Source organism: Embleya sp. NPDC059237 (assembly GCF_042754105.1).
Classification (GTDB): Bacteria; Actinomycetota; Actinomycetes; order Streptomycetales; family Streptomycetaceae; genus Embleya.
On record NZ_JBHZAE010000011.1, the window covers coordinates 94317 to 119300 of the forward strand.

General features: G+C 70.9%; 29 protein-coding genes and 2 pseudogenes. 12 read left to right on the plus strand and 19 right to left on the minus strand.

Going from position 1 to position 24984, the window contains the following annotated elements:
- Positions 1 to 26: 26 nt before the first annotated feature.
- On the minus strand, positions 27 to 863 hold the full coding sequence (locus ACFXKZ_RS30950) for an oxidoreductase (RefSeq protein WP_380004563.1): 837 nt from the start codon (positions 861 to 863) through the stop codon (positions 27 to 29).
- 180 nt (positions 864 to 1043) lie between these two features.
- On the opposite strand from ACFXKZ_RS30950, the gene ACFXKZ_RS30955 reads away from it, so the two are divergent.
- On the plus strand, positions 1044 to 1721 hold the full coding sequence (locus ACFXKZ_RS30955; protein WP_380004565.1) for a TetR family transcriptional regulator: 678 nt from the start codon (positions 1044 to 1046) through the stop codon (positions 1719 to 1721).
- Between the two features lie 434 nt (positions 1722 to 2155).
- Here the strand turns inward: ACFXKZ_RS30955 and ACFXKZ_RS30960 are convergent, their stop codons facing one another.
- The gene (locus tag ACFXKZ_RS30960) at positions 2156 to 2647 is read right to left on the minus strand and encodes a hypothetical protein (protein ID WP_380004567.1); all 492 of its coding nucleotides are present in this window, start codon (positions 2645 to 2647) and stop codon (positions 2156 to 2158) included.
- A 997-nt stretch (positions 2648 to 3644) separates the two neighbouring features.
- Here ACFXKZ_RS30960 and ACFXKZ_RS30965 point away from each other — a divergent pair.
- Positions 3645 to 4028, plus strand: coding sequence for a YidB family protein (locus ACFXKZ_RS30965; RefSeq protein WP_380004570.1), 384 nt, complete (start codon positions 3645 to 3647; stop codon positions 4026 to 4028).
- 106 nt (positions 4029 to 4134) lie between these two features.
- Here ACFXKZ_RS30965 and ACFXKZ_RS30970 read toward each other — a convergent pair whose 3' ends face one another.
- Positions 4135 to 4611, minus strand: a complete 477-nt coding sequence (locus tag ACFXKZ_RS30970) for an integrase (RefSeq protein WP_380004572.1) — start codon at positions 4609 to 4611, stop codon at positions 4135 to 4137.
- A 1-nt stretch (position 4612) separates the two neighbouring features.
- On the opposite strand from ACFXKZ_RS30970, the pseudogene ACFXKZ_RS30975 reads away from it, so the two are divergent.
- Positions 4613 to 4879, plus strand: a pseudogene (locus ACFXKZ_RS30975) (MMPL family transporter); the annotation flags it as partial.
- A gap of 227 nt (positions 4880 to 5106) precedes the next feature.
- Here the strand turns inward: ACFXKZ_RS30975 and ACFXKZ_RS30980 are convergent.
- The 4 genes from ACFXKZ_RS30980 to ACFXKZ_RS30995 form a co-directional block, all read right to left on the minus strand.
- Positions 5107 to 5742 (minus strand): DUF1345 domain-containing protein, encoded by a 636-nt coding sequence (locus ACFXKZ_RS30980; RefSeq protein WP_380004574.1) that lies wholly within the window; start codon positions 5740 to 5742, stop codon positions 5107 to 5109.
- Positions 5743 to 5754: 12 nt separating this feature from the next.
- Positions 5755 to 6756, minus strand: coding sequence for a DUF2716 domain-containing protein (locus ACFXKZ_RS30985; RefSeq protein ID WP_380004576.1), 1002 nt, complete (start codon positions 6754 to 6756; stop codon positions 5755 to 5757).
- A 338-nt stretch (positions 6757 to 7094) separates the two neighbouring features.
- Entirely contained in the window at positions 7095 to 7643 is a 549-nt protein-coding gene (locus tag ACFXKZ_RS30990) for a hypothetical protein (protein ID WP_380004578.1), read from the minus strand.
- A gap of 515 nt (positions 7644 to 8158) precedes the next feature.
- Positions 8159 to 8500 carry a hypothetical protein gene (locus tag ACFXKZ_RS30995; RefSeq protein ID WP_380004580.1) on the minus strand — a complete coding sequence of 114 codons (342 nt, stop codon included), beginning with the start codon at positions 8498 to 8500 and terminating at the stop codon, positions 8159 to 8161.
- Here ACFXKZ_RS30995 and ACFXKZ_RS31000 point away from each other — a divergent pair.
- From ACFXKZ_RS31000 to ACFXKZ_RS31015, 4 genes are all read left to right on the plus strand, one after another.
- Positions 8472 to 8804 carry a hypothetical protein gene (locus ACFXKZ_RS31000; RefSeq protein WP_380004582.1) on the plus strand — a complete coding sequence of 111 codons (333 nt, stop codon included), beginning with the start codon at positions 8472 to 8474 and terminating at the stop codon, positions 8802 to 8804. The genes ACFXKZ_RS30995 and ACFXKZ_RS31000 overlap by 29 nt on opposite strands.
- Before the next feature lie 354 nt (positions 8805 to 9158).
- Positions 9159 to 9311 (plus strand): hypothetical protein, encoded by a 153-nt coding sequence (locus tag ACFXKZ_RS31005; RefSeq protein ID WP_380004584.1) that lies wholly within the window; start codon positions 9159 to 9161, stop codon positions 9309 to 9311.
- Positions 9278 to 9514, plus strand: coding sequence for a hypothetical protein (locus ACFXKZ_RS31010; protein WP_380004587.1), 237 nt, complete (start codon positions 9278 to 9280; stop codon positions 9512 to 9514). Before ACFXKZ_RS31005 ends, ACFXKZ_RS31010 begins: the two co-directional genes overlap by 34 nt.
- A gap of 62 nt (positions 9515 to 9576) precedes the next feature.
- Positions 9577 to 10302 (plus strand): arginase family protein, encoded by a 726-nt coding sequence (locus ACFXKZ_RS31015; RefSeq protein WP_380005003.1) that lies wholly within the window; start codon positions 9577 to 9579, stop codon positions 10300 to 10302.
- Here ACFXKZ_RS31015 and ACFXKZ_RS31020 read toward each other — a convergent pair.
- From ACFXKZ_RS31020 to ACFXKZ_RS31030, 3 genes are read right to left on the minus strand one after another with little or no spacing between them, the layout of a single operon-like run.
- Positions 10274 to 11620, minus strand: a complete 1347-nt coding sequence (locus tag ACFXKZ_RS31020; RefSeq protein ID WP_380004589.1) for an aldehyde dehydrogenase family protein — start codon at positions 11618 to 11620, stop codon at positions 10274 to 10276. The genes ACFXKZ_RS31015 and ACFXKZ_RS31020 overlap by 29 nt on opposite strands.
- Positions 11617 to 13083, minus strand: coding sequence for a GMC family oxidoreductase (locus ACFXKZ_RS31025; RefSeq protein WP_380004591.1), 1467 nt, complete (start codon positions 13081 to 13083; stop codon positions 11617 to 11619). The genes ACFXKZ_RS31020 and ACFXKZ_RS31025 overlap by 4 nt, the downstream gene beginning before the upstream one ends.
- 10 nt (positions 13084 to 13093) lie before the next feature.
- Positions 13094 to 14638 (minus strand): APC family permease, encoded by a 1545-nt coding sequence (locus ACFXKZ_RS31030; protein WP_380004593.1) that lies wholly within the window; start codon positions 14636 to 14638, stop codon positions 13094 to 13096.
- A 95-nt stretch (positions 14639 to 14733) separates the two neighbouring features.
- Between ACFXKZ_RS31030 and ACFXKZ_RS31035 the strand changes: the two genes are divergently transcribed.
- Positions 14734 to 15522: an IclR family transcriptional regulator gene (locus ACFXKZ_RS31035; RefSeq protein ID WP_380004595.1), complete on the plus strand. Its 789-nt coding sequence runs from the start codon at positions 14734 to 14736 to the stop codon at positions 15520 to 15522.
- Here ACFXKZ_RS31035 and ACFXKZ_RS31040 read toward each other — a convergent pair.
- The 8 genes and pseudogenes from ACFXKZ_RS31040 to ACFXKZ_RS31075 all read right to left on the minus strand — a co-directional run bounded on the left by ACFXKZ_RS31040 (position 15470) and on the right by ACFXKZ_RS31075 (position 21824).
- Positions 15470 to 16219, minus strand: a complete 750-nt coding sequence (locus ACFXKZ_RS31040) for an IclR family transcriptional regulator (RefSeq protein ID WP_380004597.1) — start codon at positions 16217 to 16219, stop codon at positions 15470 to 15472. The two genes, ACFXKZ_RS31035 and ACFXKZ_RS31040, sit on opposite strands and share 53 nt — an antisense overlap.
- A gap of 362 nt (positions 16220 to 16581) precedes the next feature.
- Positions 16582 to 17310, minus strand: coding sequence for a dienelactone hydrolase family protein (locus ACFXKZ_RS31045; protein WP_380004599.1), 729 nt, complete (start codon positions 17308 to 17310; stop codon positions 16582 to 16584).
- Positions 17311 to 17361: 51 nt separating this feature from the next.
- Complete coding sequence (locus ACFXKZ_RS31050) at positions 17362 to 18063, minus strand: maleylpyruvate isomerase family mycothiol-dependent enzyme (RefSeq protein ID WP_380005005.1); 702 nt, start codon at positions 18061 to 18063, stop codon at positions 17362 to 17364.
- Positions 17955 to 18926 carry a fumarylacetoacetate hydrolase family protein gene (locus ACFXKZ_RS31055; protein ID WP_380004601.1) on the minus strand — a complete coding sequence of 324 codons (972 nt, stop codon included), beginning with the start codon at positions 18924 to 18926 and terminating at the stop codon, positions 17955 to 17957. The genes ACFXKZ_RS31050 and ACFXKZ_RS31055 overlap by 109 nt, the downstream gene beginning before the upstream one ends.
- A pseudogene (locus ACFXKZ_RS31060) lies at positions 18923 to 20001 on the minus strand (cupin domain-containing protein). Before ACFXKZ_RS31060 ends, ACFXKZ_RS31055 begins: the two are co-directional and overlap by 4 nt.
- Entirely contained in the window at positions 19998 to 20684 is a 687-nt protein-coding gene (locus ACFXKZ_RS31065) for a class II aldolase/adducin family protein (protein ID WP_380005007.1), read from the minus strand. Before ACFXKZ_RS31065 ends, ACFXKZ_RS31060 begins: the two are co-directional and overlap by 4 nt.
- Before the next feature lie 20 nt (positions 20685 to 20704).
- Positions 20705 to 21418 (minus strand): FAD-dependent monooxygenase, encoded by a 714-nt coding sequence (locus ACFXKZ_RS31070; protein ID WP_380005009.1) that lies wholly within the window; start codon positions 21416 to 21418, stop codon positions 20705 to 20707.
- Positions 21419 to 21566: 148 nt separating this feature from the next.
- Complete coding sequence (locus tag ACFXKZ_RS31075) at positions 21567 to 21824, minus strand: hypothetical protein (protein WP_380004603.1); 258 nt, start codon at positions 21822 to 21824, stop codon at positions 21567 to 21569.
- 48 nt (positions 21825 to 21872) lie between these two features.
- Here ACFXKZ_RS31075 and ACFXKZ_RS31080 point away from each other — a divergent pair, with 48 nt between their 5' ends.
- The 4 genes from ACFXKZ_RS31080 to ACFXKZ_RS31095 all read left to right on the plus strand — a co-directional run bounded on the left by ACFXKZ_RS31080 (position 21873) and on the right by ACFXKZ_RS31095 (position 23166).
- Positions 21873 to 22058 (plus strand): hypothetical protein, encoded by a 186-nt coding sequence (locus tag ACFXKZ_RS31080; RefSeq protein WP_380004605.1) that lies wholly within the window; start codon positions 21873 to 21875, stop codon positions 22056 to 22058.
- 175 nt (positions 22059 to 22233) lie between these two features.
- Positions 22234 to 22524 (plus strand): hypothetical protein, encoded by a 291-nt coding sequence (locus ACFXKZ_RS31085; protein WP_380004607.1) that lies wholly within the window; start codon positions 22234 to 22236, stop codon positions 22522 to 22524.
- Positions 22500 to 22814 carry a hypothetical protein gene (locus tag ACFXKZ_RS31090; RefSeq protein WP_380004609.1) on the plus strand — a complete coding sequence of 105 codons (315 nt, stop codon included), beginning with the start codon at positions 22500 to 22502 and terminating at the stop codon, positions 22812 to 22814. The genes ACFXKZ_RS31085 and ACFXKZ_RS31090 overlap by 25 nt, the downstream gene beginning before the upstream one ends.
- 127 nt (positions 22815 to 22941) lie before the next feature.
- Positions 22942 to 23166: a hypothetical protein gene (locus ACFXKZ_RS31095; protein ID WP_380004611.1), complete on the plus strand. Its 225-nt coding sequence runs from the start codon at positions 22942 to 22944 to the stop codon at positions 23164 to 23166.
- Positions 23167 to 23299: 133 nt separating this feature from the next.
- Here the strand turns inward: ACFXKZ_RS31095 and ACFXKZ_RS31100 are convergent, their stop codons facing one another.
- Positions 23300 to 23944 (minus strand): S1 family peptidase, encoded by a 645-nt coding sequence (locus tag ACFXKZ_RS31100; RefSeq protein ID WP_380004613.1) that lies wholly within the window; start codon positions 23942 to 23944, stop codon positions 23300 to 23302.
- Between the last annotated feature and the right edge of the window lie 1040 nt (positions 23945 to 24984).

Sequence of the window (24984 nt, forward strand, 5' to 3'; positions counted from 1 at the left end):
GCTGGGGGCTGGGCTTCAGGGCGGTGTTAGGCCGGCACGCCGGAGGAACGCTTGACGAGCGCGTCGAAGGCGCGGTCCGGCAGCAGCGTGTTGAGGCAGACCAGGGGGCGCGCGCCGAAGCCGACGCGGTAGCGGGTGCGCGGACGTCGGGCGGTCGCCGCCCTGGCGACAGTCCTGCCGACGACGGCGGCGGGCGAGGCCATGCGGGTGCCGGGCCGGGAGCTGCGCTCCAGGGACGCGGCCATCGCGTCGGCCTGCTCGGCGTACGGCCCGAGGCTGGAGGTGGCGCGCAGCTTGCCGGCCGCGATCGCACCCCAGGCGGTCTGGATGGAGCCGGGCTCGACGAGCACGACGTCGATGCCGAACCGCGCCACCTCCAGGCGCAGCGCGTCGCTGAGTCCCTCGACGGCGTACTTGCTGGCGTGGTACCAGGCGCCCATGGGCGTGGCGAACCGGCCGCCCATGGAGCTGATGTTCACGATGGTCCCGCCCCGTTGGGCGCGCATGTGCGGCAGGACGAGCTGGGTCAGGCGCGCCAGGCCGAACACGTTCACCTCGATCTGCGCGCGGGCCTCCTGCAGGGAGACGTCCTCCAACGCCCCGTAGGAGCCGTAGCCGGCGCTGTTGACCAGGACGTCGATGCGGCCCTCGGCCGCGACGACCTCGGCGACCGCGTCGCGGGCCGACGTCTCGTCGGCGACGTCGAGCGCGAGGGTGCGCACGCCGGACTGCGCCAGGCCGGCCATCCGCTCGGTGCGGCGGGCCGCGCCGTAGACGGTGAAGCCGGCCTGCTGGAGCTGTCGGGCGGCGGCCTCGCCGATGCCCGAGGAGGCACCGGTGACCAAGGCGACCTTCTTCGTCATTGCCGTTCTCCTTGCGAGTCGTGTCCCAGCGAACTGGGCCTTGGACGCCGCCGGGTACGGGGCGCGGATCGGCCCGAGGGATCGGCGGCCTGTGCCCCACCTGGCGGACCGGCGGGCACTTCGAACATAAGATACCGCCGGTACTTTTTCAAGATACCGGCGGTGTGTAATATATTCGGCATGAACTCCTTCCAGCGCGCCCGAACCGAGGAGCAGCGCGAGGCCCGCCGCCGGAGCATCCTGGAGACGGCGGCGACCATGCTCAGCGAGATGCCAGTCCAGGCCCTGAGCCTCAACGAGCTCAGCCGCCGCGTGGGACTGGCGAAGGTCAACGTCACGCGCTACTTCGAGTCGCGCGAGGCGGTCCTGCTGGAGCTCCTGGGGAGCCTGACCCGCGACTTCCTGACCGAGGTGGTCGACCAGCTGCCCGACTGCATCGACCGGACCGGGCCCGCGACCGCGCGGGCCGAGGCGGTGGCATCAGGGCTGGCCACCTCGTTCGCGTCCCGCGAGATGCTCTGCGAACTCCTCAGCGCCCAGCCCGGCATCCTGGAGCACAACATCTCCACCGAACTGGCCGCGACCTTCAAGCGGGCGGCCTACGAAGGGCTCGCCGGCCTGGCGCGCATGCTGCGGAAGGCACTTCCCGAGCTCGGCGACCGGGAGGCTGCCGAAGCGGCCAGCATGACGATCGTCCTGGTCGGAGCGCTGTGGACACGCAGCCACCCGGCCGAAGCCGTCCGCGCCGCCTACGCCGACGACCCGGGCCTCGAATTCATCCCCATGCCCTTCGCCGCGACACTGGAACGCGCAATCGCGGTCTACCTGACCGGCCTGCTGGCCCAAGCCGCACGATGAACCCGGCCGGACCGAACAAGCGCGGGCTCAAGGCGCGACGCTGGCAGAGGTCCCACGTCTAGGCCCTGTCCGGCGGATCTTGGCGGGTCCGCGCCGCCCGGCACCGCACCTCGCCGCACCGGAGAAACAGCAGAATGGAACCACTATGCGGCTGCTTCTCCGGCACGCCGACGCACGGCACCGGACGACGCGGCCCGATCCACCAAGATCCGCCGGACAGGGCCTAGCGGCCAGTTGGCCCTGACCGCACCTTGGTTAAGAGAAGGTCCCGGTGTGCCGGTCGCCGTCGGAATGAAGCGCCTCTGTTGCGGTGTCCTCGTGACCGCCGGGGGCAGTGCTCTCACTGCGAAGCAGCGCACCTTGGGCAACGGGGGCGCCCACCTCGGTGCCCGGTTCCGCCGTCGGATGTCGCTCGCACGTTCAGGCTTGCGTTGTCACGAGGGTGGCTTCCTCGGGTACCCGGACCGGTTTTCATGCTCGACCTCGGTCCCTTCGAGAGCCCTCCTCCATCGCTGCCTCCACTGCTGGGACATCTCGGGCGACGCGGACAGGCGTCGGATCAGGCTGTGCACGAGTGCCTGGTCGAAGCCCGACGTGGCCTGCATCTCGACGAGCCATGACGCCGCCGCTTGCATCCAGTACGGGCGGCGGGACTCGACCGCCGAGGAGACCGTCAGCTCGAACAGTCGCTCCGGGGAGGCGATCCCACCGTCCGCGAGCGCGTCCCACCGGTCCCGGAACTCGCCCAGGCACTCCGACAGTCCGCGCTCCATGAACGGCCACATCGGCACGAATCCCGAGCCCTCGAGGCTCCCCCGCCCCTCGCCGGCGACACCGACGCCGATCCGACCGGACACCAGAATCCCGATCCACGCCCCGTTCCCGCGTGGAAGCACGGGCCGCCACGTCGCCAGGTCCTCCCCCACACCGGCAAGCGTACCGACGGCACGACGAAGGTGACCCATGGGCCGGTTCCAGGGAATACGGGTCGTCAACGACCCGATCGCTGCGACCTGCGTCCTGTCTGCTGACGCCTTCGGTCGAGCAGCGATCCACGCGCCGGTCGTCGGGTGAACGCGATCGTGCCGATGCGGCAACCGGCGAGCCTCGGCACACGAAGGGTGTGTACCCGGACACAAGTCCTTTCAGGGTCTCAGCGTTCCCGTACTGCAGTCCGCCCGGCGCCTGCGTCGCCGGTTGCGTCGCCCGGGTCGAGGGACTGGGCCTGTCGGACGAGGCGTCGGTCCGCATCGACAAATACGAGGCGACGATCGAGATCGCCGCACAATGCCCGGCCCACGACGTGACGCGCCGGCGGCCCGCGTCGTGGGGACGGTGATCGGTAACCTCGGCGGCGGTTTCGACGGGCGAGCCGGAACACCACGACACCGGCGGTGAGGAGTAAGGCGCCGGCCACCACCGCGAGGACGGTCGCCGTCGGGACGGTGTCGTCCGAGGTGTCCGCGTGGTTCGGTCCGGTGGCCACCGCCGGCGGGGCCTGCCCGGTGGCGGGGGCGGGCGAGGGGGGCGGGGTCGAGCGAGGCGTGGCGGTGGGGGCGTGCTCGGTTTCGGAGCCGATTTCGCGCCGCGGACGCCGACCAGCGGGGAGACGTCGCGCGGGCCGGGTCCGCCGTGGATTGGAGTGCTCGGCGCGGGCTGACGATGCCATATCCGACGTCGTCGTTGGGGGTGGGTTTGTCGGGGAATCGGATGGCGGTGTCGATCAGGCGTCGGATGACCTGGTTGGCCGTCCAATCCGGATGCGCCGACCATTCTCTGAACTAAGGCCAGGAATCGCCGAGTTGTCGGACGCGGGTGCGATTGCAGACCAAGATCTCCATGGAGGCAGCGGTAGTTGCCGCTCGTGGTGCTCGGGACGGTGAAGCTCCGGTGTCGCGCGGACCCGTGAGAGGGATGTTCCGAATGAGCGAGCCTGTGACCAGCGAAGACGGTGCGAACGTGGAGCCGACGATCTTGACGATCTCGGCGGAGAGCCTGGCCGAGGCGGGCCTGGAGTCGCAGGTCCGGTCGTGGATCGGGGATGGCCCCAACGAGGCGATCACCGCCGATCAGATCGTTGCGGTCGTCGGTGAGGACCAGCTCGCCCAGGCCGCCGAAGTCCTGGGACGCGAACCCGGCGACCTGGCCGCGGACCTCGCCGCCCGACTCCCCGAGCTCGTCGAGGCCACCGCGCCCGACGGTGGGGCCGCCTCCGAGGCCCAGGGCGCGCTTCGCAGTTTCGGTCTGACCCTGACCGACGACGTGAGGATCGACGGCTCGGCGACCTCTGAGATGAAGTACCTCTAGAAGCAGCGAGTTCCGGCAGCTCTGCGGAGCGGACTGCATGGTCGGCTGGGGCCGCCCCGCAGGTGGCCCCAGCCGACCGTCTCGGCGGGTTCGTTCCTGGTGTGGATCATTTGGTCCGGTCGACCACCGTTTCCCTGACGGTGACTTCGCCGATGGTCGGGAACCCGAGAAGCACGGGCGATGCCGCCCGCTCCTTTTGGGTCTCCAGCCGGGCGACTTTCTCCTCGGCGGCGGCAAGACTCACCGACAGGCCCTCGATCTCGCCGAGCCAGCCCTCGCGTTCGGCCTCGGCGATCCGGGCTACCAGGTTGTCGCGGATCTGTTCCAGGCGCGGTTTCTCGTCCGGACCAACGATCAGAACGGGGCATCGAACACAGGAATGCTCATGAGCACAATCGATTCCGTATGCCCGTCCACATTCCCCGAGTGCGAGCTTCCTTCTCTCGAAATGCCCAAGGAACTCCTGCCATTCCGCTGGAGTGACCGCACGATATTCTTCGGTTGGCCTCAGATTACGACGGCGGGCAATCAAGGATCGATGGGCCTCGATGGCGTCCGTAGGGTAGATCGCGGCATATCCCATCGTGGTATTGATGATCGGCTTCGGGCTCGCCTCGGCGGTGCTCTTCGACGCCTTCGTGGTCCGCATGACCATCGTCCCCGCCGTCGTGGCCCTGCTCGGCAAGTCCGCGTGGTGGCTGCCGGACTGGCTGGACCGCCTGATCCCGAACGTCGACGTCGAGGGCGAGAAGCTGCGGAAACACCTCGACGACGACACGAAGACAACGCCCGAGGACGTGGACTCGGACCCGCCTCGGCGGCGGCCGGATCCTCTGGACGCGGGGGTCTGAGCCAGGACCAAGCCTTCCGGCCGGACCAAGGCGGCATCGGCCGGGCCGTGTGCAACGTCGAGACCGCGAGATGACGGGGTGTGCCCGGGCTTCGGCTCGGGCACACCCCGTCATCGTGGGCGCAGCGCCTGGCGCGCGAGGTGGGTCGCTCGGGTCGGATCGCCGGGCGGCACGTACGAGCGTGTCGCTGGTGGGAGGAGCCCAACCGGCAGCGCTCAACGGCGCGGTCAGGCGTACGACGACAGCCGCGCCTCACCGGCGGACGAGCCCCTGAAGCACCTGGAACGCGACGGCGACGACCAGTGCGTTGTCGAAGTAGGCGATGACCGTGTGAACGAGCACGATCCGCCGCGTCCTTGCGCCGACGTGCCGAGGGTGAACGAGAAGTACGCGAAGCTCAGGAACGACGGCGTCGTTCCCCCGGGGAACCGAAGGTCGCCGTGCCCGCCGGTGACGTCGATGACGAGGTAGATCTGCGCGAAGCCGACCTGCATCAGCGCCCACGACAGGATCACCCCGAGCGAGGCGGCGACCGTCAGTCCGAGATCGCGATGACCGTCGACGACCTGGTCCTTCGCGAGCAGAGCCGTCACCGCCGACACGGCGCCGGTCGTCCCCGCGAGCAGCGGCGCGATCCACAACCACCGGGCCAGAGCACGCAGCTCCGTGACCGCGCCGGCCTCGACGGGCCGTCCCCGCCAAATGGCCGCGCACCCGCCGGCGATGTAGAGCGACCCGACGACGACCCACACGATCAGCGCCCACCGGGCGGTGGTGACCAGGAACGCGACACTGGACAAGAAGATCAGTGCCTCCGCGGCCGACCCCGTCCACCGAAGTCGCGCCCGCGCACGCGGTCCCATGTACCGATTCTGTCAGTCGGCCGAAGCCGCCAGTGTCAGCGAAACGCGGCGCGTCTCGGCGAGCACGCTGCGGGATGCATGCTCCCGTCGGACATCACCGCCCACGCCGTTGCGGTCCAAGTCCACGGCCGCCGGCTCTCCGCCAGGCGACAGCACGGTCGGAGCGAAGAACAGCCAGGCGCTCGCGCGTTCGTACGCGCCTGCGCCCAGGGACTGCGGCCGGGGGCAATTCCCGCAGCGGTCGCGGCGGTCTTGGCCCGCCACGCGCCCCGGGTGTTGGCACCCGGGACGGAGACCACCGCCCGCGTCCGCGCCGACGCCTTCACCGGGTGCCGCGACACCGGTCCCGGCACACCGCCGACGCGACCCTCGCGCCGGATCCGGGCCGGTGCCTGCGCCCACCATCGACGGCATCGGCCGACGCGCCACGGGCCGGGCGGCCGCACGGAACGAGCACGCGTCACCGCCGCGGGCGGGTCGATCGACGGGTGCCCCGTCCCGGCGCAGGGGTGGTCCCAGGATGTGGTGCATGTCCTGTTCGATCGTGTCCAGGAGTTCCGGGCCGAACACGCAGAAGGTGTGTTCCCAGGGGTGTCCGAAGGTGCCGAATCGCAGGTCCTCCGCGAGGAAGATGTGGTAGTCCCCCGCCGGATACGGGCCGAACGGCCAACTCTCGCGCGAGCGCCCCTCGAGCACGTGCGGCAGGAACATGTCGGTCCCCGGGACGTCCGGGCGCAGCCGGTGGCAGGTGTGTTGCCAGTCCAGGAACCACAGCGACTCCCCCGGCCCGCAACGGTCGGCGAGCCCGTCCTGGACGACGTCCACCAGGCGGTCGAGGTTGCGTTCGCCGGGGTCGTCGCGCAGCGCGTCCAGGCTCCACGTGATCGACGGCGAGGGCTCCGTGATCCCGGGCAACTCGCACACGCTGGGTCTGAAGGCGAAGCGGGCGTCGAAACGGTCCCAGACATCGGTGTATTCGGGGCCGGACAGCAGGCGCAGGCGTTCGACCGTCACCCGGTGAACCTATCGTCACGCGGCCCGTCCGCCGGGGCTCCGGCACCCCGGTTGGTCATCCCTCTCCCGGCGGGGCCACACGGGACGCAGGCGCCATTGGCCGGCGCCGGCGTCGGTATCCCGGGATCTCGACGTCCGGGCGTGTGCCCTTCGCGGGCCGGGCGTCCGGATGCCGCGGGTCGGGTTCGAGGTATCGCGGCTCGGGAGGGCGCGTTCGCCGCGGGGTGGGAGCGCCATCACCGCGTACGGCGGACGAGTGTCCACGACCACCGGGACGGCGATGCCGCGCGTGTGGGTGACCATTCGTCAGTTCTCGCGCACGCGGCGCACGGCGGCGCTCAGTCGTGGATCGCCCAGGCCTCCGGCGGCAGCCAGCGGGGAAGGCCGTCGAGTGCCTCGGCGGGGTGGAAGATCGGCCGGGTGAGGAGGCGGTCGCCTTCGCGTTGCACGTTGATCGTCACGCCCAACGACTCGCAGGAGGGAACACCCGCCCTCATGTACGCGAGTTCGGTACAGGGCGGGCGGGTCTCGGCGCGATCGAGCATCCATTGCTCGAGGACGGAGGGCACGCGGCCGACCAGCGCCGTGCCGTCCGCGAGGACCTGGGGTCCGCACAGGGCGTCGACCGCGACGCCCGCGAGCCGCTCGCCCCGGTAGTACAGGCGCAGACCGAACTCCCGATACCACCCCTCCTCAACCGTGTGGACGCTCGCGCCCGCGGGACAACTACGCCTGCACCGCTCGCATTCCGCGGTGACCTCGCTGATCGCGTCCGCGACCTCGTCGGGGGTCATGCCGAAGCGCAGCGGCCCCACACCCACGAACGGCTCCAGCACCCACATCCGCCGCTCTTCGTCCGGCAACACATGCCACCAACCCTCGAACACGATCACGAAACCTACAGGTGCCCCCCCGGACATGGCCACGACGCCGCGGACCGTCCGCGCGGGGCGGCGGGGATGTGCCGCCGGCGCGCCACACGTGCCGGAGGTGGTCGGTGAGCGTGTCGACGACGACGTCACGGCCGTCGAGGCAGGCCAGAACGAAGTCGACGTCGGCGTAGCCGTTCTCGACTCCGTCCTCGGTGTTGAAGACGACGCTCGTGATGTGTGCGGGGAGTTGTGGAAGGAACCAGGTGGTCCACGCCTCGGCGGCGGCGCGGGCGTCGCAGATGCGGATGCCCAGCGACGGCGGACGCGGGGTGTAGGAGCCCTGGAACAGCCACGGTCCGATGGGGAACCACACCTCGAGGAGGGGCTCTGCGCGAAAGCCCTCCCCAGCCCTCCAGCGGGCGTCGGGTCGTTGTTCGAGGGAGGCGATGACCTGCTCGACGGTGACGTCCCACGGTTGGTCCGGAGCCGGGGCGAAATACCGGGGGTGGCGTAGCCGGCGGGGTCCGTCGTCACGAGGTCGTCCTTCCGGATTCGGCCGAGGCGCGAGCGTGGCGGCCGGTATGGATCGAACAGGGCCGCCCCGCGGGCTCGGTCCGGGTTCGCGTCCAGGTTCCGGTGGCGTCGAGGGGGTGTGATTGGGCCGGTCCGCCGGTGAGGACGGTGGCCGGCGCGTCGGGTGCGGCGGGGACCCGGATCAGGACGCAGGCGAGGAATGTTTCCTTGACGGTGGTGAAGGGCCCGCTCCGGCCCGGGAACGCGATGGTCGTGGGGACGGTGGCGGTCAGGTGTGCCTCGGGTACCAGGGCCTTGGCCTCGATCGTCTTGTCCAGGACGCAGGGGACCAGCCCCACCCCCGCCTCGGAGGTGTTCGCGAAGCTCTCCGACAGGATCGAGAAAATACAGGAGGGCGTACCGCTCGATCCGGGCGAACAGCACATCCTCGAATCCGGCAACGGCGGCCACATCACCTGCGATTACCTACCCGCCAAGCCTGCTCCCGACAGCCGCACCCCGCCGCGGCGCGCGTACGCCTCCTGCACCTGGGCCGACCGCGACCACCTCGTGCGCGTCAACTCCTCCGACACCGACATCCCCGGCGTCCGCGCCATGATCGACACCATCCGCACCACCGCCCCCACCACCACGCCCCACTGAACACCCCCGGCACGCGCAGAGCAGCAGAGGCCGGGACGAAATCAGCCGTCGGCGCCTGGTCGTTCCCAGGTTCGAGGACCTCGCGGGACCGGTTCGCGGCCCGGTGTGACACGCGAGTCGAACCGCAGCTGCTACCAGGCCGAGGCCTTCGACCACGTCGTCGCTGTCGGAGCGATACCCGATGGGCGGGCGGTCGTGGTGCACTGCCTCGATGCGTACGACAGGCTGGACGTCGAGGAGTTGATCTCCGGGCACCGCAGCACCGCAGGCCGACCGACGTTGCGTCGGCGGACTCGCAGACTGTGGATCCCCGGGCGCGACGTGCCGTTACCTCGATGTCTGTAGTGTGCGCCGATGGAGTTTGTGCTGGACGGGCGGACGTTCATGCTGGACGTCGCTGCGGTGAACGCGCGGGTCGTCGGCGTGGCGCCTCGGCGGGTGGACACCCACTGGGTGGAGATCGGCGGAACCCGATGGCCGGTGAAGCAGGCGTTCTCGTTGTCTTGAGGTTGGGTGATACCGACCGCTTCACGAGCTACCGTGCACTGCGCGTTTTTCGCCGCCTCGGTTTCGTCACCAGCGAGATGCCGCAGCCGTCGGCCGATGATGCCGCGCCTCCGGAGCAGGCGTCGGGACAATCCCGGCTCACCGACGAGTACGCCCTGAGGGCGTTCCGCCGTCTGACGCGTTTCCGGCGGCCGCGCACCTGACCACGACACTTGAGACCATCGGCGTCTATCTCTCGGTGGACGTCGATGTCGTCGACCCCGGTATGGCCCCCGGAACCGGAACTCCGGAGCCCTGTGGCCTGACGTCCCGCCAACTCCTGGACGTGGTGCGCCGCCCGGCCTACGAACTGCCCATCGTCGGCGCCGAGGTCGTCGAGGTCGCCCCCGGCCACGACCACGCCGACATCACCGCGATGCTCGGCAGCCGCATCGTTCTCGAAGCGCGGCACTTCGAGCTCGATGATCAAGCCGTTCGGCGGGCGCCTGGACTCCACCTCGAAGGCAGTACACGACCTCGTCCCACACATGCTTATGGCGACAGATGGAGCGCATCGGCTTTCGAGAGCGACGACGAGACCGGGCCGGCTTCGGATACCCCACCGGGGGATCAGGGGCCGGCTTGCTCCGCAGGTGGTATCGATCGACGAGTCGGGCGACGTCGACCCGGACCGTTCACAGCACGCTGCGAACCGTCCGTCGCCGAGGCGAGGTTGCCGGTACGGCGAACTCGCCGACAGGTGCTCGACGAAGCCTCGCAAGGAGGAGACCGCCTATCGGCGGGCATCCTGGGCAGTGCTTCGCTGCGCCGACACTACGAACCACCCTCACGCCTACACGCTCCCTTGCCGTGTCGGCCACCCTGTCGTCCCCTGCTCACGGCGGCCGGCGGAGCGCGGCCTGCAGTCGCGCCCGCCGGTCGCCGTGAGTCAGGAGTTACTCGGTGGACACGGTCGTGGGGCGTCAGGTGGTCTTGTTCATCACGTGCTTGATCCGGGAGTAGGAGTCCAGCGCGTAGACCGACAGGTCCTTGCCGTACCCGGAGTGCTTGAAGCCCCCGTGCGGCATCTCGGTCGCGTATACGCCGTGGCAGTTGATCCACACGGTGCCGGCGTCGATGCGCTGGGCCAGGCGGGCACCCGTCGCCGCGTCACGGCTCCACACGGACGCCGCCAGGCCGAACGGCACGTCGTTGGCCAGCCGGATCGCGTCGTCTTCGTCGGTGAAGGGCTGGACCGTGAGAAGCGGGCCGAACACCTCGTCCTGCACGACCGCGTCGCCCTGGCGTACGCCGGTCACCACGGTCGGCGCGAAGAAGAACCCGGGCCCGGGGGCGGGCGCGCCGCCGGTGACGACGGTGGCGTGCTCGGGCAGGCCCTGGAGGTAGGCGCTCACCCGGGACAAGTGGGCCCGGCTGTTCAGGGGGCCGACCTCGGTCCCGGTCGCGCGTTCGGCCAACATCGCGACCAGTCGATCGTGGACCTCGGCGGCGACCAGTACTCGGCATGCGGCGGTGCAGTCCTGGCCCGCGTTGTAGAAGGCGGCTTCCGCGATGCCGTCGGCCGCCTCGGCCAGGTCGGCGTCGGCGAGCACGATCGCGGGGGCGTCACCGCCCAGTTCCAGGTGCAGCCGTTTGATGCCGGCGAGGCCTGCAGCGGTGGTGACCTCGGCGCCCGCGCGGGTGCTTCCGGTGAGGGAGACGAGGGCGGTGAACGGGTTGACGACCAGGGCTCGGCCGGTGTCGCGATCACCGCAGACGACGTTGACAACGCCAGACGGCAGCACTTCGTTGCAGATCTCGCCGAGGACGCGCGTGCTCATGGGGGTGGTCTCGGCGGGTTTGAGGACGACGGTGTTTCCTGCGGCCAGTGCCGGCGCGAGCTTGTCGACCGCCGATCCCAGCGGGTGGTTCCACGGCGTGATCAGGGCGCAGACTCCCACCGGTTCGCGGGTCACGTGCGACGAGTGTCCGCACACGTACTCGCCGGCCGTCGGCCCGTGCACGCCGCGCGCCGCGCCGGCCATGAAGCGGAGCACGTCGACGGCGGCCGGGATCTCCGCCTCCAGCACCTCGGTGTAGTCCTTGCCCGTGTTGCGGCACTCGGCGGCGGCCAGTCTCGGCGCCTGCTCGGCGATCGCGGCGGCCAGGGCCAGGAGCGCATCCTGTCGCTCCCCGGGGGTGACGGACCGCCAGGTCTCGAAGGCGGTTGCAGCCGCGCGAACGGCGGCGTCCAGTTCCGTGGACGACGCGGTGGGAACGCGGTCGTAGACCTCGCCGGTGCGCGGATCGATGATGTCGAGGTGAGTCACAGGCTCTCCTGGATGAATGCGGCCACTCGCTCGCCGACCACCGTGGTCGGCAGCGCGGGGGTACTGCGGGGAATGTCGGGGAAGACGGAGGCGTCGGCGACATGGAGGCCCTCCAGCCCGTGCACCTTGCCGGTGTGGTCGACGACGGCCAGCGGGTCGTCGGCCGGCCCCATCCGGCAGCTGCCCGCCGGATGCCAGTAGTGCTGGTGGTTGGCCTTGATCCAGTCGTGGCTGTCGCCTTGGGGAGTGAGCAGCCCCGGTCCCGGGTAGGGCGACAGGTCCAACTCCTTTATCCAGCCCAGGCCGTGGGCGAGGGCCTCGAGGTCGTCCGGGTGGGTCAGGTAGGCGTGGTCGACGTAGGCGAGGGCGTGCGGGTCGGCGGAGCGCAGCCGTACCGTGCCCCGTGAGCGGGGACGCAGCAGCGCGACCGGAATGATGCAGCGCCAGCCGTGCTCGGTGCTCGCGTCGCGCTCGACCCACGGGTAGACGTGCAGGTCGTAGGGTGCGTCTCCGGCGTGGGGCGAGCGGAGTTTGGCCAGGGCTTGTTCGTCGGGCAGCATGCGGGCGCGGGCGAAGTCGGCCAGGTCCGCGGCGAGTTCCGCGGACGCGGCGAACTCCAGTTGGACGGAGGGGTGATCGTGCAGGTTCTCGCCTACTCCCGGGAGGTCGTGCCGCACGTCGACGCCGACCTCGGCGAGGTGGGCGGCCGGACCGATGCCGGAGCGCAGCAGTACTTCGGGGCTGCCGTAGGCGCCGGCGCTCAGTACCACGAGGTCGGCGCGGATCCGGTGTCGGCGGCCGTCGGCGAGGACGTCCACCGCCACCGCCCGGCCGTTGTCCAGCACGATCCGATCTGCCTGCACGCCACCGAGCACGGTGAGGTTGCCCTGTTCGCGAACGGGGTCGAGGTAGGCGAAGGCCGTGTTGACGCGCACGCCGTCGGGGGTGATGTTGACCGGCGCGCAGCCGATGCCGAGTCCACCGGCGAGGTCGTCGAAGTCGTTGCGGACCGGCAGGCCGAGCGCCGCGCCCGCCGCGATGAAGTGTTGCTGGAACGGTTGGATCTCGTCTTCGCGGTAGGCCCGCAACTGCATGGCCGCGGACGCCTGGTCGAACAACGGTCGCAGTGTGGCCGAGTCCCAGCCGGGAGAGCCGGCCGCCGCCCACGCGTCGTAGTCGCCGGCCCACCCGCTGCTTTGTGTGCAGCCGTTGTGGGTGGAGCAGCCCCCGATCGCGCGGCAGCGCTCGAAGGCGTGACGCGTTCCGCGATAACCCCAGTCGTGCGAGGTCGGCAGGGTGGTGGCGTCCAGCAGGTCGGCGGGCCAAAAGGCGCGGTCGGGCCCGTAGTCGGGGCCCGCCTCCAGGACAAGGACCCGATGCCGGCGGGCGAGGCGGGCGGCGACGACGCAGCCCGCCGTACCGCCGCCCAGGACGATGATCTCGGCGTGGTCGGGGAACTTCAACGATGGCTCCTCAGCCGGAGAGGGTGGACGTGGAGAGGGAGGTGGACGCGGGAGTGGAGGAGGCGCGGACGAGGGCGCGGCGATGGCGTGTGCCAAGGGCATGAAGAAGGCACCCGAGGCCGACGATGAGCACGATCGGGACGAGTTGCGTGGCGGTGTAGGCCGCTCGGTGCCCCTCGAAGCCGGCGGGCAGGTAGTCGGCCGCGTCGCCCGAGGTGCCGAACCACCCGACGCCCAGTCCCGGCCAGACCAGGGCGACCACGGTGAACAGCATCGTGCCGACGGTCAGGGCGGTGACTGTCCACGCACCCGGGCGGCCGCCTGGGATCCGGTAGGGGCGGTGCACGTCGGGGTACTTGCGGCGCAGCACCAGGAAGGAGGAGAACGTCAGCAGGTAGGAGATGGCGGTTGCCGAGATCGCCAGGCCGATGCCGGCGGTGAAGTACTTCTGCGCGTCGCCGTCGCTCAGGCCGAGCGCGGCGAGCATCACGACGGCGGCGATCGCGGTGGACAGCAGGTTGACGCGCGTGGGAGTGCCGTGTCGGGCGGAGATCGCGCCCAGCCACTGTGGTCCGGCGCCGTCGGCGCAGGCCACCGCCTGGGCTCGGCTCAGGCCCATGGCCCACGCGGTGCCGCTGGTGAGCAGGCCGACGATCAGGCCCGCCGCCGCCACTTTGGCGAGTGCGGCTCCGGCGCCGGTGAGTACGACCGTGCCGTCGGTGGCGACGTGGCCGCCGTACACGGTGAAGACCGCTCGGCAGGCGTCGATGAATCCGGTCAGGGAGCCGAGTTGGTCGCGGGGCAGCACCAGCAGTGTGCCCAGGATCGGGACCCCGTACAGCAACAGGGAGAGCAGGCCGCCGCGCAACAGGGCCGCGGGCACGTCCCGTTTGGGATCGGCCATCTCGCCGGCGGCCGCGCTGGGCACCTCGAAACCCATGTAGTTGAAGGCGATGACCGGGGCGAGCGCAACCAGGCCCAGATAGGTGGGGGTGTAGTCGCCGGGTGACAGCGGCTGGACGCCGTTGCGGAGCGCGAAGACGGTCAGTGAGACGACGAAGAAGCCGAGGAGCACAATCCTGGCGATCGCTCCGGCCACGAGCAGCCGGCGGCCGACCACGACGGACGCATGGACGGCGAGACCGGCCGACCCGACGAAAAGCGCTCCCGCCAGGTATTGCCAGGCGCCCGGCAGCGGGTGGAAAAAGCTCTCGAACGTGGCGATCGCCGTCACGCACAGCGAGCCGCCAATCCAGACCGGGTTGGAGATCCAGTAGAAGACCTGGTTGAGGCCTGCTGTGAAGCGGCCGAAGGCCAGTTTGGTCCAGAGGTAGGGTCCGCCTTCGTCCGGGAAGGCGGACCCGAGCTCGGCGATCAGGAGCCCGTAGGGCGCGAAGAACAACAGCCCGAGGACGGCCAGCCAGGTCAGTCCCTCGGGGCCGTTCGCGGCCACCGAGCCCAGGGTGTCCAGGCCGACGATCGCGCACAGCAGCATGGCCAACACGTGGAAGCGCCGCAGTGTGCGACGCGTGTGGGGTGGGTCGGCCGTCGTCATGCGGCCTCCTTCGTGGTGGGGTGCCGCAATCATGAAGAGTCGCGTTCATAATCGTCAATGACTCATGCGTAAATTGATCGCGCTAGGGTGGTGTGATGACCACGACCTTCGACAAGGGCCTCGCCCTCCTGCAGGCGGTCCTCGCCGCGGAACTGGGCTCGGCCGGCTACCAGGGCAACGTCCGACTCGCCGAACTGATCGGCGTCGACGCGGCCCAGGCGTCCCGCATGCTCAAGGACCTGGCCGCATTGGACCTCGTCGAGCGCGATGAGCAAGGACGCGGCTGGCGCATCGGCCCCGGCTTCTTCGCGCTGGCTCGGGCGGCGGCCGACACGCACCTGTTGGTCGCCGCCCGACCGCCGCTGCGCGGCCTGGTGGCGCGCTGGCACGAACCGGCCTGGCTCGCGGTGCCGTCACAGGGCATGGTGCTCACGGTGGAGAGCCAACTCAGCCACTGGTCGTCGTACGTGGCGGCAGCGCCCGGCGCCCTGACACCGATCTGGTGCACCGGGCCGGGGCGGGCACTGTTGCTCGACCACTCCGAACAGGAACTCGCCGCGTTGCTCGGTGCCGTCGAATTCGTCGGCGGCGGGCCGCGGGCAGCCCGCGACATCGCCACGCTCGCCGCCTACAACACGACCGCCCGCGCGGAGGGGATCGTGGTCGCGGACCGCGAATTCGAGCACGACGTGGTGGACTTCTCCGCACCCGTACGGGACGAATCCGGAGCCATCGTGGCCGCGCTGAGTCTGGCCGTTCCGCGATTCAGGCTGGCCGACCGGTCGGCCGAGATCGCGGCGTCGGTGAAGGCGGCGGTCGCCGCACTGGAGGTCAGGGCCGCGGCCGGCCGAGCAGGGTGGAGAGCCGATCGGCCAGATCCCTGATAACCGCACCGTGCCGGTCCGCCAGCGGGGCCAGCCGCGTCGAGGGTCCTTGCGTGTGCAGCGCGCAGACGACCTCGCCGGAGAAGTCCCGCACCGGCGCGGCGACGGCGAACACGCCCGGCTCCGATTCCCCGTCCACGACCGCGTAGCCACGCTCGCGAGCCGCGATCAACCGTGCCTCGAACTCGGCCACTCCGCTCGGTGCGGCGGGTCCGTAGGCGATGAACTCGGTGTCGGCGAACACGATCTCCAGCTCCTCGCGGCCGCAGTCCCACAGCAGCGCCTGGCCCGCGTCGTCGCAGTACAGCGGATACGAACGGCCCACCCACGACAGCCCCGAGGGCACATCCTCGAGGAAGGCCACCGAGCCGTCCCCGCGCACCTCGGCCAGGAACGCACTCACCCCGGTCGCCTCCACCGCCGCGCGCAGAATCGGCGGCCCCTCGGTGAGCAGCCGCGCCCTGACCGCGCGCGTCGCCCGGCTGTACAGCTGCCAACTCAGCGCATAGGCGAGCGTGTCGGGATCCCGGGTGAGCACACTCGCCGCCTCCAGGCTGTGCAGCGTGCGGGACACCTGGACCCGGTTGCGTCCGAGACGCTCGGCGATCTCCGTCGACGTCGCCGGACCGCCGCCGGCGGCCACGGCAAGCAGCACGTCGAGCCCACGGCCCAGACTCCTGACGGCTCCGGTGTTCACCCGGCGATGATATCGACACACGGGCAGCGGCATCCGGACCCGCCTCCTTCGGGGCCGGCGAGCACCGGACCGCGCCGCGGGCTGTGCCGGCCCGTCGTGGAGCGCCGCCGCGCACGCCCCTTGGGCGCCCCGGCTCGGCGCCACCACCCGCCGCGTGACCCGAGACCGCGGGCCTCGACGGCGAACGCACGGCCGGATCCCCCCCAACGACGAACGTCGGCCTTCAAGACCACCACCACGGTTCGAAGGCCGACGTCACGTCCGCCCCCGGACCGACCGACAGCACTGCCACCATGCCCGGCAGGTCACCAACCCCGCCGCCGGCGTGGGACTTCCGCGAACTCCCGGGGACCGCCGATCACTCAGCCCGCGCCGCTCGGCAGCACCCGCGCCAGAAAGTCGTACGTGCGCGTCCACGCCGTCGTTGCCGCGTCCGGGACGTACTTGTCCGGGCGGGCGTCGCACGCGAAGGCATGTCCGACGCCCGGGTAGGTGTGCCGCTCGAAGGCCACTCCGGCGCCGGTCAGTGCGGCGTCGATCGCGGCCACGTGCTCGGCCGGGATGGTCGGGTCCTGCTCGCCGGTGTGCAGCAGCAGCGGCGCGTCGATCTTCGCCGCACTGTCCAGCACGGCATGCGGTCCTGCGGCAATCCCGGGACCGTAGAAGACCGCCACACCGGCCAGTCCCGGGCAGCGCGTGGCCGCGGTGAACGCGGCCCGACCGCCGAAGCAGAAGCCGACGATCGCGGTACGGGCCGCAGGCACCCCCTCGTTCTCCGTGAGATGGGTCAGCAGGGCGCCGATGTCTGCGGCGACCGCGTCCGGCCCGATCGCGCCGATCAGCCCCATCGCGTCGGTGTGCCGGTCGTAGGGCAACTCGGCGACGCCGGTGCGGTGGAACAGGTCCGGGGCCACCGCGAGGTAGCCGCGCTCGGCGATCCGGCGGGCGATCGTGCGGATGTGTTCATTCACCCCGAACGCCTCCTGCAACACCACGACGGCCCCCGCATGGGTGATCACGGCATCGGCGCGCACGGTGAACACCCGCATCTGGCCGTCGGCGGTCGGGACGGTAATCCATTGCTCGATCATCGGGGAAGTTCCTTCGCTACGAAGTGGAATGGGACCGGTCACGGCCTGCGGTCACAACCAGTCGGGCAACGCCGGTAGGGCAGCGGCCGAGTGGGCCATTTCTGCGCCGTCGCTGCGACCGGTGAGCCAGCCGAGCAACTCGGCAGTGGTGCCCTCGACTTGCTCCACGATCTCGCCCGGCGCGGGTGATCGGGTGGTGCGGACCGAACCGCCCGTTCGATCGTGGAGGACCAACGCGGGGCAACCCGCGTTCTTCGCCGCGAGCGTGCCCACGACGTCGTCGAGCAACGCCTGCGCCAGATCACCCGGCAGCTCGGCGAAGGTCGCGCCGGTGCCCAGGTCGACCACATGGATCCACACCTCCCGCACCCGCAACCACGGCACCCGATCCGCCCGGACCAGGCGGCCCTGCGCGGTGCGCACCTCCCGAGCCCACGCCGCCTCCGGCACGGCGGTCAGGCGATCACGCAGGCGCGTGGCGCTGTCGCGCACGTCCACCCGAATCACCTCGGGCGGGCGACGGCCACCGGCCTCGATGTCCGCCGCCCGCCGAGTCGCGCCGTGCGGATACATCGGCGACTCGACGCCGGGGACCGCCCAGTCGAGCAGGTTGCCCAGCGCGTCGGCGTTTCGGGCCACATGGGTCAGCAAGTGCGCGTTCGTCCAGCCCGGCAGGGTGGACCGGCCGACGAAGCGGGCGTCGCCGAGGCATCGACCGCGTCGAGCAGCCTGCCGGTGCCCTCGCTCAGCCAGTGCATGAGCATCGTCCGGGAGGGCAGGTCAGGCGTCATGGGGCTTTCCGCGACGCACCGGTTGCGGCACTCGCCGAGTCCCTCGACCGCGGTGGTGAGAACGTTGCCGTCGGCGAGGTAGCGGGACGGGGTGCGGGCGTGGCCGACGCCGCCGGGGGTGCCGGTGGCAATCACGTCGCCCGGTTCGAGCGTGATGATCGTCGACAGGTATGAGATCAGGTGCGCGGGGTCAACGACGAGGTCGCCGGTGTCCGCGCTCTGCACGGTCTCCCCGTCGACCTCGGTACGCAGCCGCCCGCGCACGTCCCCGGCTGCGTCGGCGGTGACCAGATACGGCCCGAACGGGGTGGTGGCCTCGAAGATCTTGCCCTGGAGCCATTCCTTGCTGCGGTACTGCCAGTCGCGGGCGGTGACGTCGTTGAGCACGGCGTATCCGGCGATGTGCCGGCCCGCGTCCGCGACCGGCACGTGTCGGGCCCGCGCGCCGACCACGACGGCCAATTCGCCCTCCCAGTCCACGGCCTCGGACGCGGCGGGCAGCACGATGTCGTCGTACGCGCCGATCAACACCGCCGGGAACTTGGCGAAGAGCGCCGGGTACCGCGGTATCTCGCGGCCCATCTCGCTGATGTGCGAGCGGTAGTTGAGGCCCACGCAGAAGATCTTCCCCGGACGGGGCACCACCGGTGCGTGGTCCAGTCCGGCCACGTCGTGGTGGGGGCCGGTCGCTTCGGCCGCGCGCTCGGCCCAGTCCGGGCGCTCCAAGAGCGCGCCGACGTCGCGGTAGCCGATCTCCACCGCCTCGGTGTCGTCGATGCGGACCGCGGCGGTGGTGCCTCGGGTACGGATGGTGGCGAGCCTCATGAATACTCCCTGCGGGCGAGATCGAGTCGTTCGAACACGGGGGCGTCGGAGAAGCGGAACAGGTCCAGGTCGGTGCGGGCCTCCAGGGCGACCTCGCACCATGACGGCACCGCGATCACATCGCCGCGCGCGAGGTCGGTACGGGCGCCGTCCAGGGTGATCGCGCCGCTTCCCTCGAACACCTGCCAGACGGCGGATCCGGTCTCCCGCACCGCCGCGGTGCGCTGCCCGGCCACGATGCGGTGCATTTCGGTGCGCAGCGTGGTCAGCGCGTCGGCTCCGGTGGTCGGGTTGGTGAACCGCACCGCGTGTCCCGGTTCGAGCACACCCGGGTGGCCCTCGGCGGCGACCTCGAGTTGCGCGGCGAGTGCCGCGTCGGTGTGCTCCCAGCGGTAAGCGGCCAGTGGCGAGTTCGCGGTGGCCGCCGGTGCCGAGACCGGGCGCAGTCCGGGGTGGCCCCAGATGCGTTCGGACCGTGAGCGGTGCGGTGTGGAGCGGTCGTGGACGCCGTCCTCGCCGAACTCGAAGAATCCGGCGTCGGTGCAGGCGACGAGCGGGATGTCCAGGCCGTCGAGCCAGGCCATCGGGCGGGGGTTGGGGTTGTGGTGGCCGTGGAAGCACCAGCCGGGGGTGAGCAGCAGGTCGCCCCGGCGCATGGCGACCGGATCGCCGTCGACCACCGTCCAGACACCCTCGCCCTCGAGGACGAAGCGGAAGGCGTTCTGGCTGTGCCGGTGGGCGGGGGCGACCTCGTGCGGGCCTAGGTATTGGATCGCCGCGCCCACAGGGTGGGAGTGGCGTACGGGAGACCGGGCAGGCCGGGGTTGGACACCGCGATCGCCCGCCGTTCGCCGCCCCGGCCGACCGGGATCAGGTCGCCGGCGCGGGCGGCGAGCGGGTACAGGTCGCCCCAGTGCCAGATGTGCGGCACCGCGCGCGGCGTGGGGGTCGCCGGCATCAGGTCGGCGCGCTGCGTCCACAGCGGGATCGGACCGAACTCGGCGAAGTCCCGGTACAGCTGGCGCTCTGCGGCGGTGGTCTCGGATTCGGTCGGCGTGGGGATGGGGGGCGTCATCGTGGGTTCCTTTCCGCGAGGCGCGCGAGGTAGTTCCAACCGGCGTCGCGCTGGGCGGGGTTCCAGACCTGGTCGCGTTTGAAGGCGGCCTCGGCGTCGTCGGACCAGACCTTGGGGCCGCCGGCGGCCATCGCCATCAGTTGGGTGCGGCAGGCTCGTTCCAGCAGTACCGCGTACATCACCGCGGTCGCGGCATCGGGTCCGACGGTGACGGCGCCGTGCTGTGGCATCAGGCACGCGATGCCGTCCCCGAGTGTCGTGGCGAGCGCCGCACCCAGGTCGGCGTTCGCGATCAGCGCGCCGGTGTCGGTGAAGCGCGGGAGTTGCGGGTCGCAGAAGAGCACACCGTCGTGCGAGATCGGCCGGAGCGGGGTGTCCAGGGACGCGAACGCGGCCAGCGCGGGGGCATGCGTGTGCACCACACAGCCCACGTCCGGTCGCGCGGCCATGATCTCGGTGTGAATGGGGAATTCGATGTGCCGCTTGCCCCGTCCGTGGCGCACGTCGCCGGCGCGGTCCACCAGCAGGACGCGGTCGGCGTCGATCTCCTCGAAGCCCCAGCCCGCGGCCTTCATCCACACACCCCGGCCGGCGTCGTCGCGCACGCCGGCGTGGCCCCAGACCATGTCCGTCAGTCCGGCGGCGGCGAGCGCGCGGCTCGCCCGTACCGTCTCGTCGATCATGTCGTTCACGCTTGCTCCGTTCAGGAGGTGACCGGCTGGTAGAGCCAGTCCGGGTCGGTGTAGTCGTCGGTGGCACGGCGGCCGAACACGCGGTCGCGCAGAGCGGGAACGACCTCGCCGTCGTCGTGCCAGACCTGCCCCCATCCGCGCGCGACGTGCTGGACGAGCGCGGTCCGGGGGATGCGTTCGGCCTGGTACCCGGCGAACGCCTCGTCGATGTCGCCGGCGTGCTTGGCCAGGTGCCGGGCCAGGCACTCGGCGTCCTCGAGGGCCTGGCAGGCGCCCTGCGCCAGGTACTGCACCATCGGGTGCGCGGCGTCGCCGAGGAGGGTGACCCGCCCGCGGGTCCAGTCGGCGAGCGGTTCGCGGTCGTACATCACCCAGCGGCGGTCCCGGTTGAACATGGTGATCGAGGTGCGCACCTGTTCGCACGAGCCGGCGAAGGCCGCGTCCAGTTCGGTCGGGCCGCCCCAGTCGTCGGTGGGTTCCAGTTCGGGCGTGTAACGCGTGCTCCGGAAGACGGCGACCTGGTTGTACAACTCGCCGCGCCGGATGGGGTATTGCACGAGGTGCTTGTTCGGGCCGATCCAGATGATCTCGTCGTCGGGTTCGACCGGGACGGTGATCTCGCCCATCGGCAGCGCACCCCGGTAGGCCACGTAGGTGTCGGTGATCGGGCGGTCGGTCGAGAGCAGTCCGCGGGCGCGCGACCACAGGCCGTCGGCGCCGACCAGGTGCGGTAGGTGTCGCCGTCCGCGAAACGCACCTCGGCGGCGGTGCCGAAATCCTGGATGTCGACGACGCGGCGGTTGTTCTCCAGGGTCACGCGCGGGTGTTCACGGCACGCGCGCAGCAGGATGTCGAGCAGGTCGCTGCGGTGCATCACGCTGTACGGGCTGCCGTATCGGGCCAGGACGGTTCGCCGAAGTCGACGGTGGTCAGGTGTCGGCCGGTGTCGGCGTGCATGAAGACCACGTTGCGCGGGCGGACCGCGAGGTCGTGCACGTCGGCCGCGACGCCCAGGCCCTCGAGCACCCGCAGGGCGTTCGGGGCAAGTTGGATGCCCGCGCCGATCTCGGCGAACTTCGGGGCCTGTTCCACGATGTGCGCGTCGAAGCCGGCCCGGGACGAACAGGTCACCGACGCCCTCACCCGCATCGACGAGAACGGCGGCAACCCCTGATGCCCGTGTCCGCGACCACCGAGACCCGCCTGCGCGCGGCCACAGGACGACTGCTCGCCGGCGTCCCCGAACACACCGACGGCGCGCTCACCAAGGAGAACCTGGCCCGCGAGGCGGGGGTGAGCCACGCCACCGTCCACCGCGCAGCGACACCACCATGCACGGCAAGTTGGACGCGCTCGCGTCGGTGACCGCGAACCTGTTCCACGAGAACACGCTGCTGCGACGCCGACACGGCTCCTCGGCCCTTGGTGCCCTGCCCGCACCCAACACGCACCGAGAAGGCGGGAGCTGAGAACTGCGCGTCCTGCGGAAACGCCGGAATCTGCGGTCGGTTGGCACTGACTCGAACGGTCGATCACGAGCATGACGGCGGCAACAACGCCCGAGTTGTTGAGGGCGCCCTATCTGGAGCGCCGCCAGGTGTTGTGCGGGCTGGGGTTGCGTAATCGGCGGTGGGCGGTGCCCGCCCATGTCGTGGGGCACGGCGCGCGGGCGTGGGTGGCGGTGGTCGCCGCCGGCGGCGAGGGCCTGCTCTGCAAACGCCTGGACTCCCCGTACGTGCCGGGAGCGCGGTCGCCGCTGTGGCACAAGACGAAACGGCTGGAGACCCTGGAGGTGGGCGTCGGCGGGTGGATTCCGGGTCGGGTTCCCTGACCGGCCTGCCCGGCGCGGTCCTGGTCGGCGTCGACGAAAGCGCCGGGCTGCGGTACGTGGGGGCGGTCGGCTCCGGTCTGTCCGAGCGCGAACGCCGCGAACTCGCCGCCTACCCCGACGTCTTCGCCGCCGGCGACACCCCGTTCACGGGCCCGGTGGACACCCCCGGCGCCCGCTGGGTCCGGCCGCGCCTGGTGGTGGAGATCACCGTCGCCACCTGGACCGCCTCCGGACGTCTTCGCCACCCGGTATGGATGCGTCTTCGACCCGACCTGACCCGGCTCGACTGACGCTGCAACGATCCGCAACCTCGTGGACGGTGGCGGCAGTCCGTGGCAGCGGTCCGGCACATCCGGGCCCGGCCGATGATCCGGCCAGGTCGCCGGCGCCGTCGGCGCCACCCGCCTCGGGCCGGACATGCGGTCCTGGGAGCCTCACTGTTCGTTCTTCTTCGAACCGGCCAAGACGCTTGAGGCGAAGTCCCTGAACGCCCTGGCCACCGTGGCCGCGAACCTCTACCGCGAAACCATCGAGCTGAAGAAGAAGGCAGCGAACAAGCCGCAGAGGAGCCGGTTGGGCCTCCTACACGGCGGCGACGCTTCGGCGAACGGGCCGGCTCACAAGCACGACACCGACGCCTGAGAGCTCCGGGTGCCCCGCCGGCCCCAACCGGCCCTTGCTCCTCGACGACGGCCGGGCCGGCCACAACATCCCGCTCGCGTGGGCAGCCGGCCCCCTCTGTTCGGACACGGGCGACACCGGGGGCGCCTACGGCTCAGGTCAATGGCGCCGTGGAGGACCTTTTGATCCAGGCGCCGTAGGAGGGGATGCGCGTGGCGACTCGGGAAAAGGTGTGCGCGCACCGTGCGGCGCCGAAGGAGACGATGCCGATCAGCTTCGGGGTGCCGTTGTCGTTGATGAGCAGCGGACCGCCTGCGTCCCCCCGGCACGTTCCGCCACTACTGGCGTCCATGCAGAGCATGTTGCCCGTGGAATAGGAGCCGAAGATAGGCTCGCACTGCGCTGCGGGCGCGACTTTCAAATTGGCGAACCGGAGGATGTTTGTTCCATCGTTGTCGTTCACCATTCCCCACCCGGCGACGACGGCTTGCGTGTTGTCGTAGCTCTTGTCATCCCAGGAGGGGCTGACGAAGCCGACCGACGCGGAGACATTCACGTCCTTGGGGAGGTTGATCAGTGCGACGTCGTTCTTCGAGGTGGCGTCGTCGTAGTCTTCGTGTACGCGCCAGTTGCTCGCCGAAACGGTCTGCTGCTGAGCATTCCCCCGAGTCGTCACGTCACGGATGCCGAAGTAGACCCGAGCAGACGGCTTGCCGTGGAGGCAATGGGCGGCGGTGATCACGGTGCGCTTGCCGACCAGTGCTCCCCCGCACCTGCTGATGGTGGAGCCTTCCGGCATTCCGCCTGCCGCCAGGGCCCCGCGTCAGTCTCGACTTCCCGCGCAGCAAGGACCCGTTCACGTCGTTTCCCCTCATCTTGCGCCCGCGAGGCTGATCTCCGGAGCCCGTGTCCCGCAGAACACGGCCAACCCAGGCATTGGCAGGACCGGTGAGGGCTCGCCGGGCTCCGCCGGCGGAGTCCGGACCTTCGTCGCGCCGGTCGAGCCGATCTTGGGCGAGCCTCATGCCGGGTCGCGCCCACAGTGCCGCACAATGCCGTCATCACTTTGTGCGTGTTTTCTGCCACCACCCGTCATCGCACGAAGCCGTCTTTGTGCGCACCGGCCGCCCAAGCCGCTTCCTGTCCGAAGGCGCGGGGATGGCCCGCAGCCGTTCTGGGCCGGGGCCGCCGCGGTGGCCGCGGGCGTGGAGCCCGCCGACGACGATCATCCCTGGCAGGGCCACACGTTTTCGCCCGCGTGGGGCACCCGCGACCCACACCCCATGAATACGGCCAGGACGACTGCCGGGGACTGGCCCGCGTGAACCCGGACCAGGTGATGACGAACGCCGACAGCTACGGATACTTCGCCGAGAACGACCCGCCGCCGGCATAAACCCCGGTCCCCGTCGGTCACCGTGGGGCCTCGGCATCCCGCACGACATCCCCGATGGACGAACGGACCGGACAGGGCACCGACCGTCGTATCGCCGCGGGCCCGGTCCGATACCACACCGACGTCCCCGGCGAACACTGCGGACAACGGGAACGTGTTGCCGCACGTCGGAGGGGTCTGCCGTATGGGACACGAACCGGCCTGGCCTCCGGGTGAGCGCCGGGCGCCGTCGGACTCCCGACCGGGGCCCTCGCCGTGCCCGCTCGCGGCGGGCACGCCGGCGTGGGGAACGCGCGGGGCCGGCAGGACGTCCTCCTGACCCGGATGCCCCCACGATCGAACAGGCCCTCAAGGGGAGTCGTCGGATCGTCGGCCCTGCTGCGTGGTTGGGGGCCGGAGGTCGTGGCACATGCATCCCCGCCCATCGTGTGTGGTGCGCACAC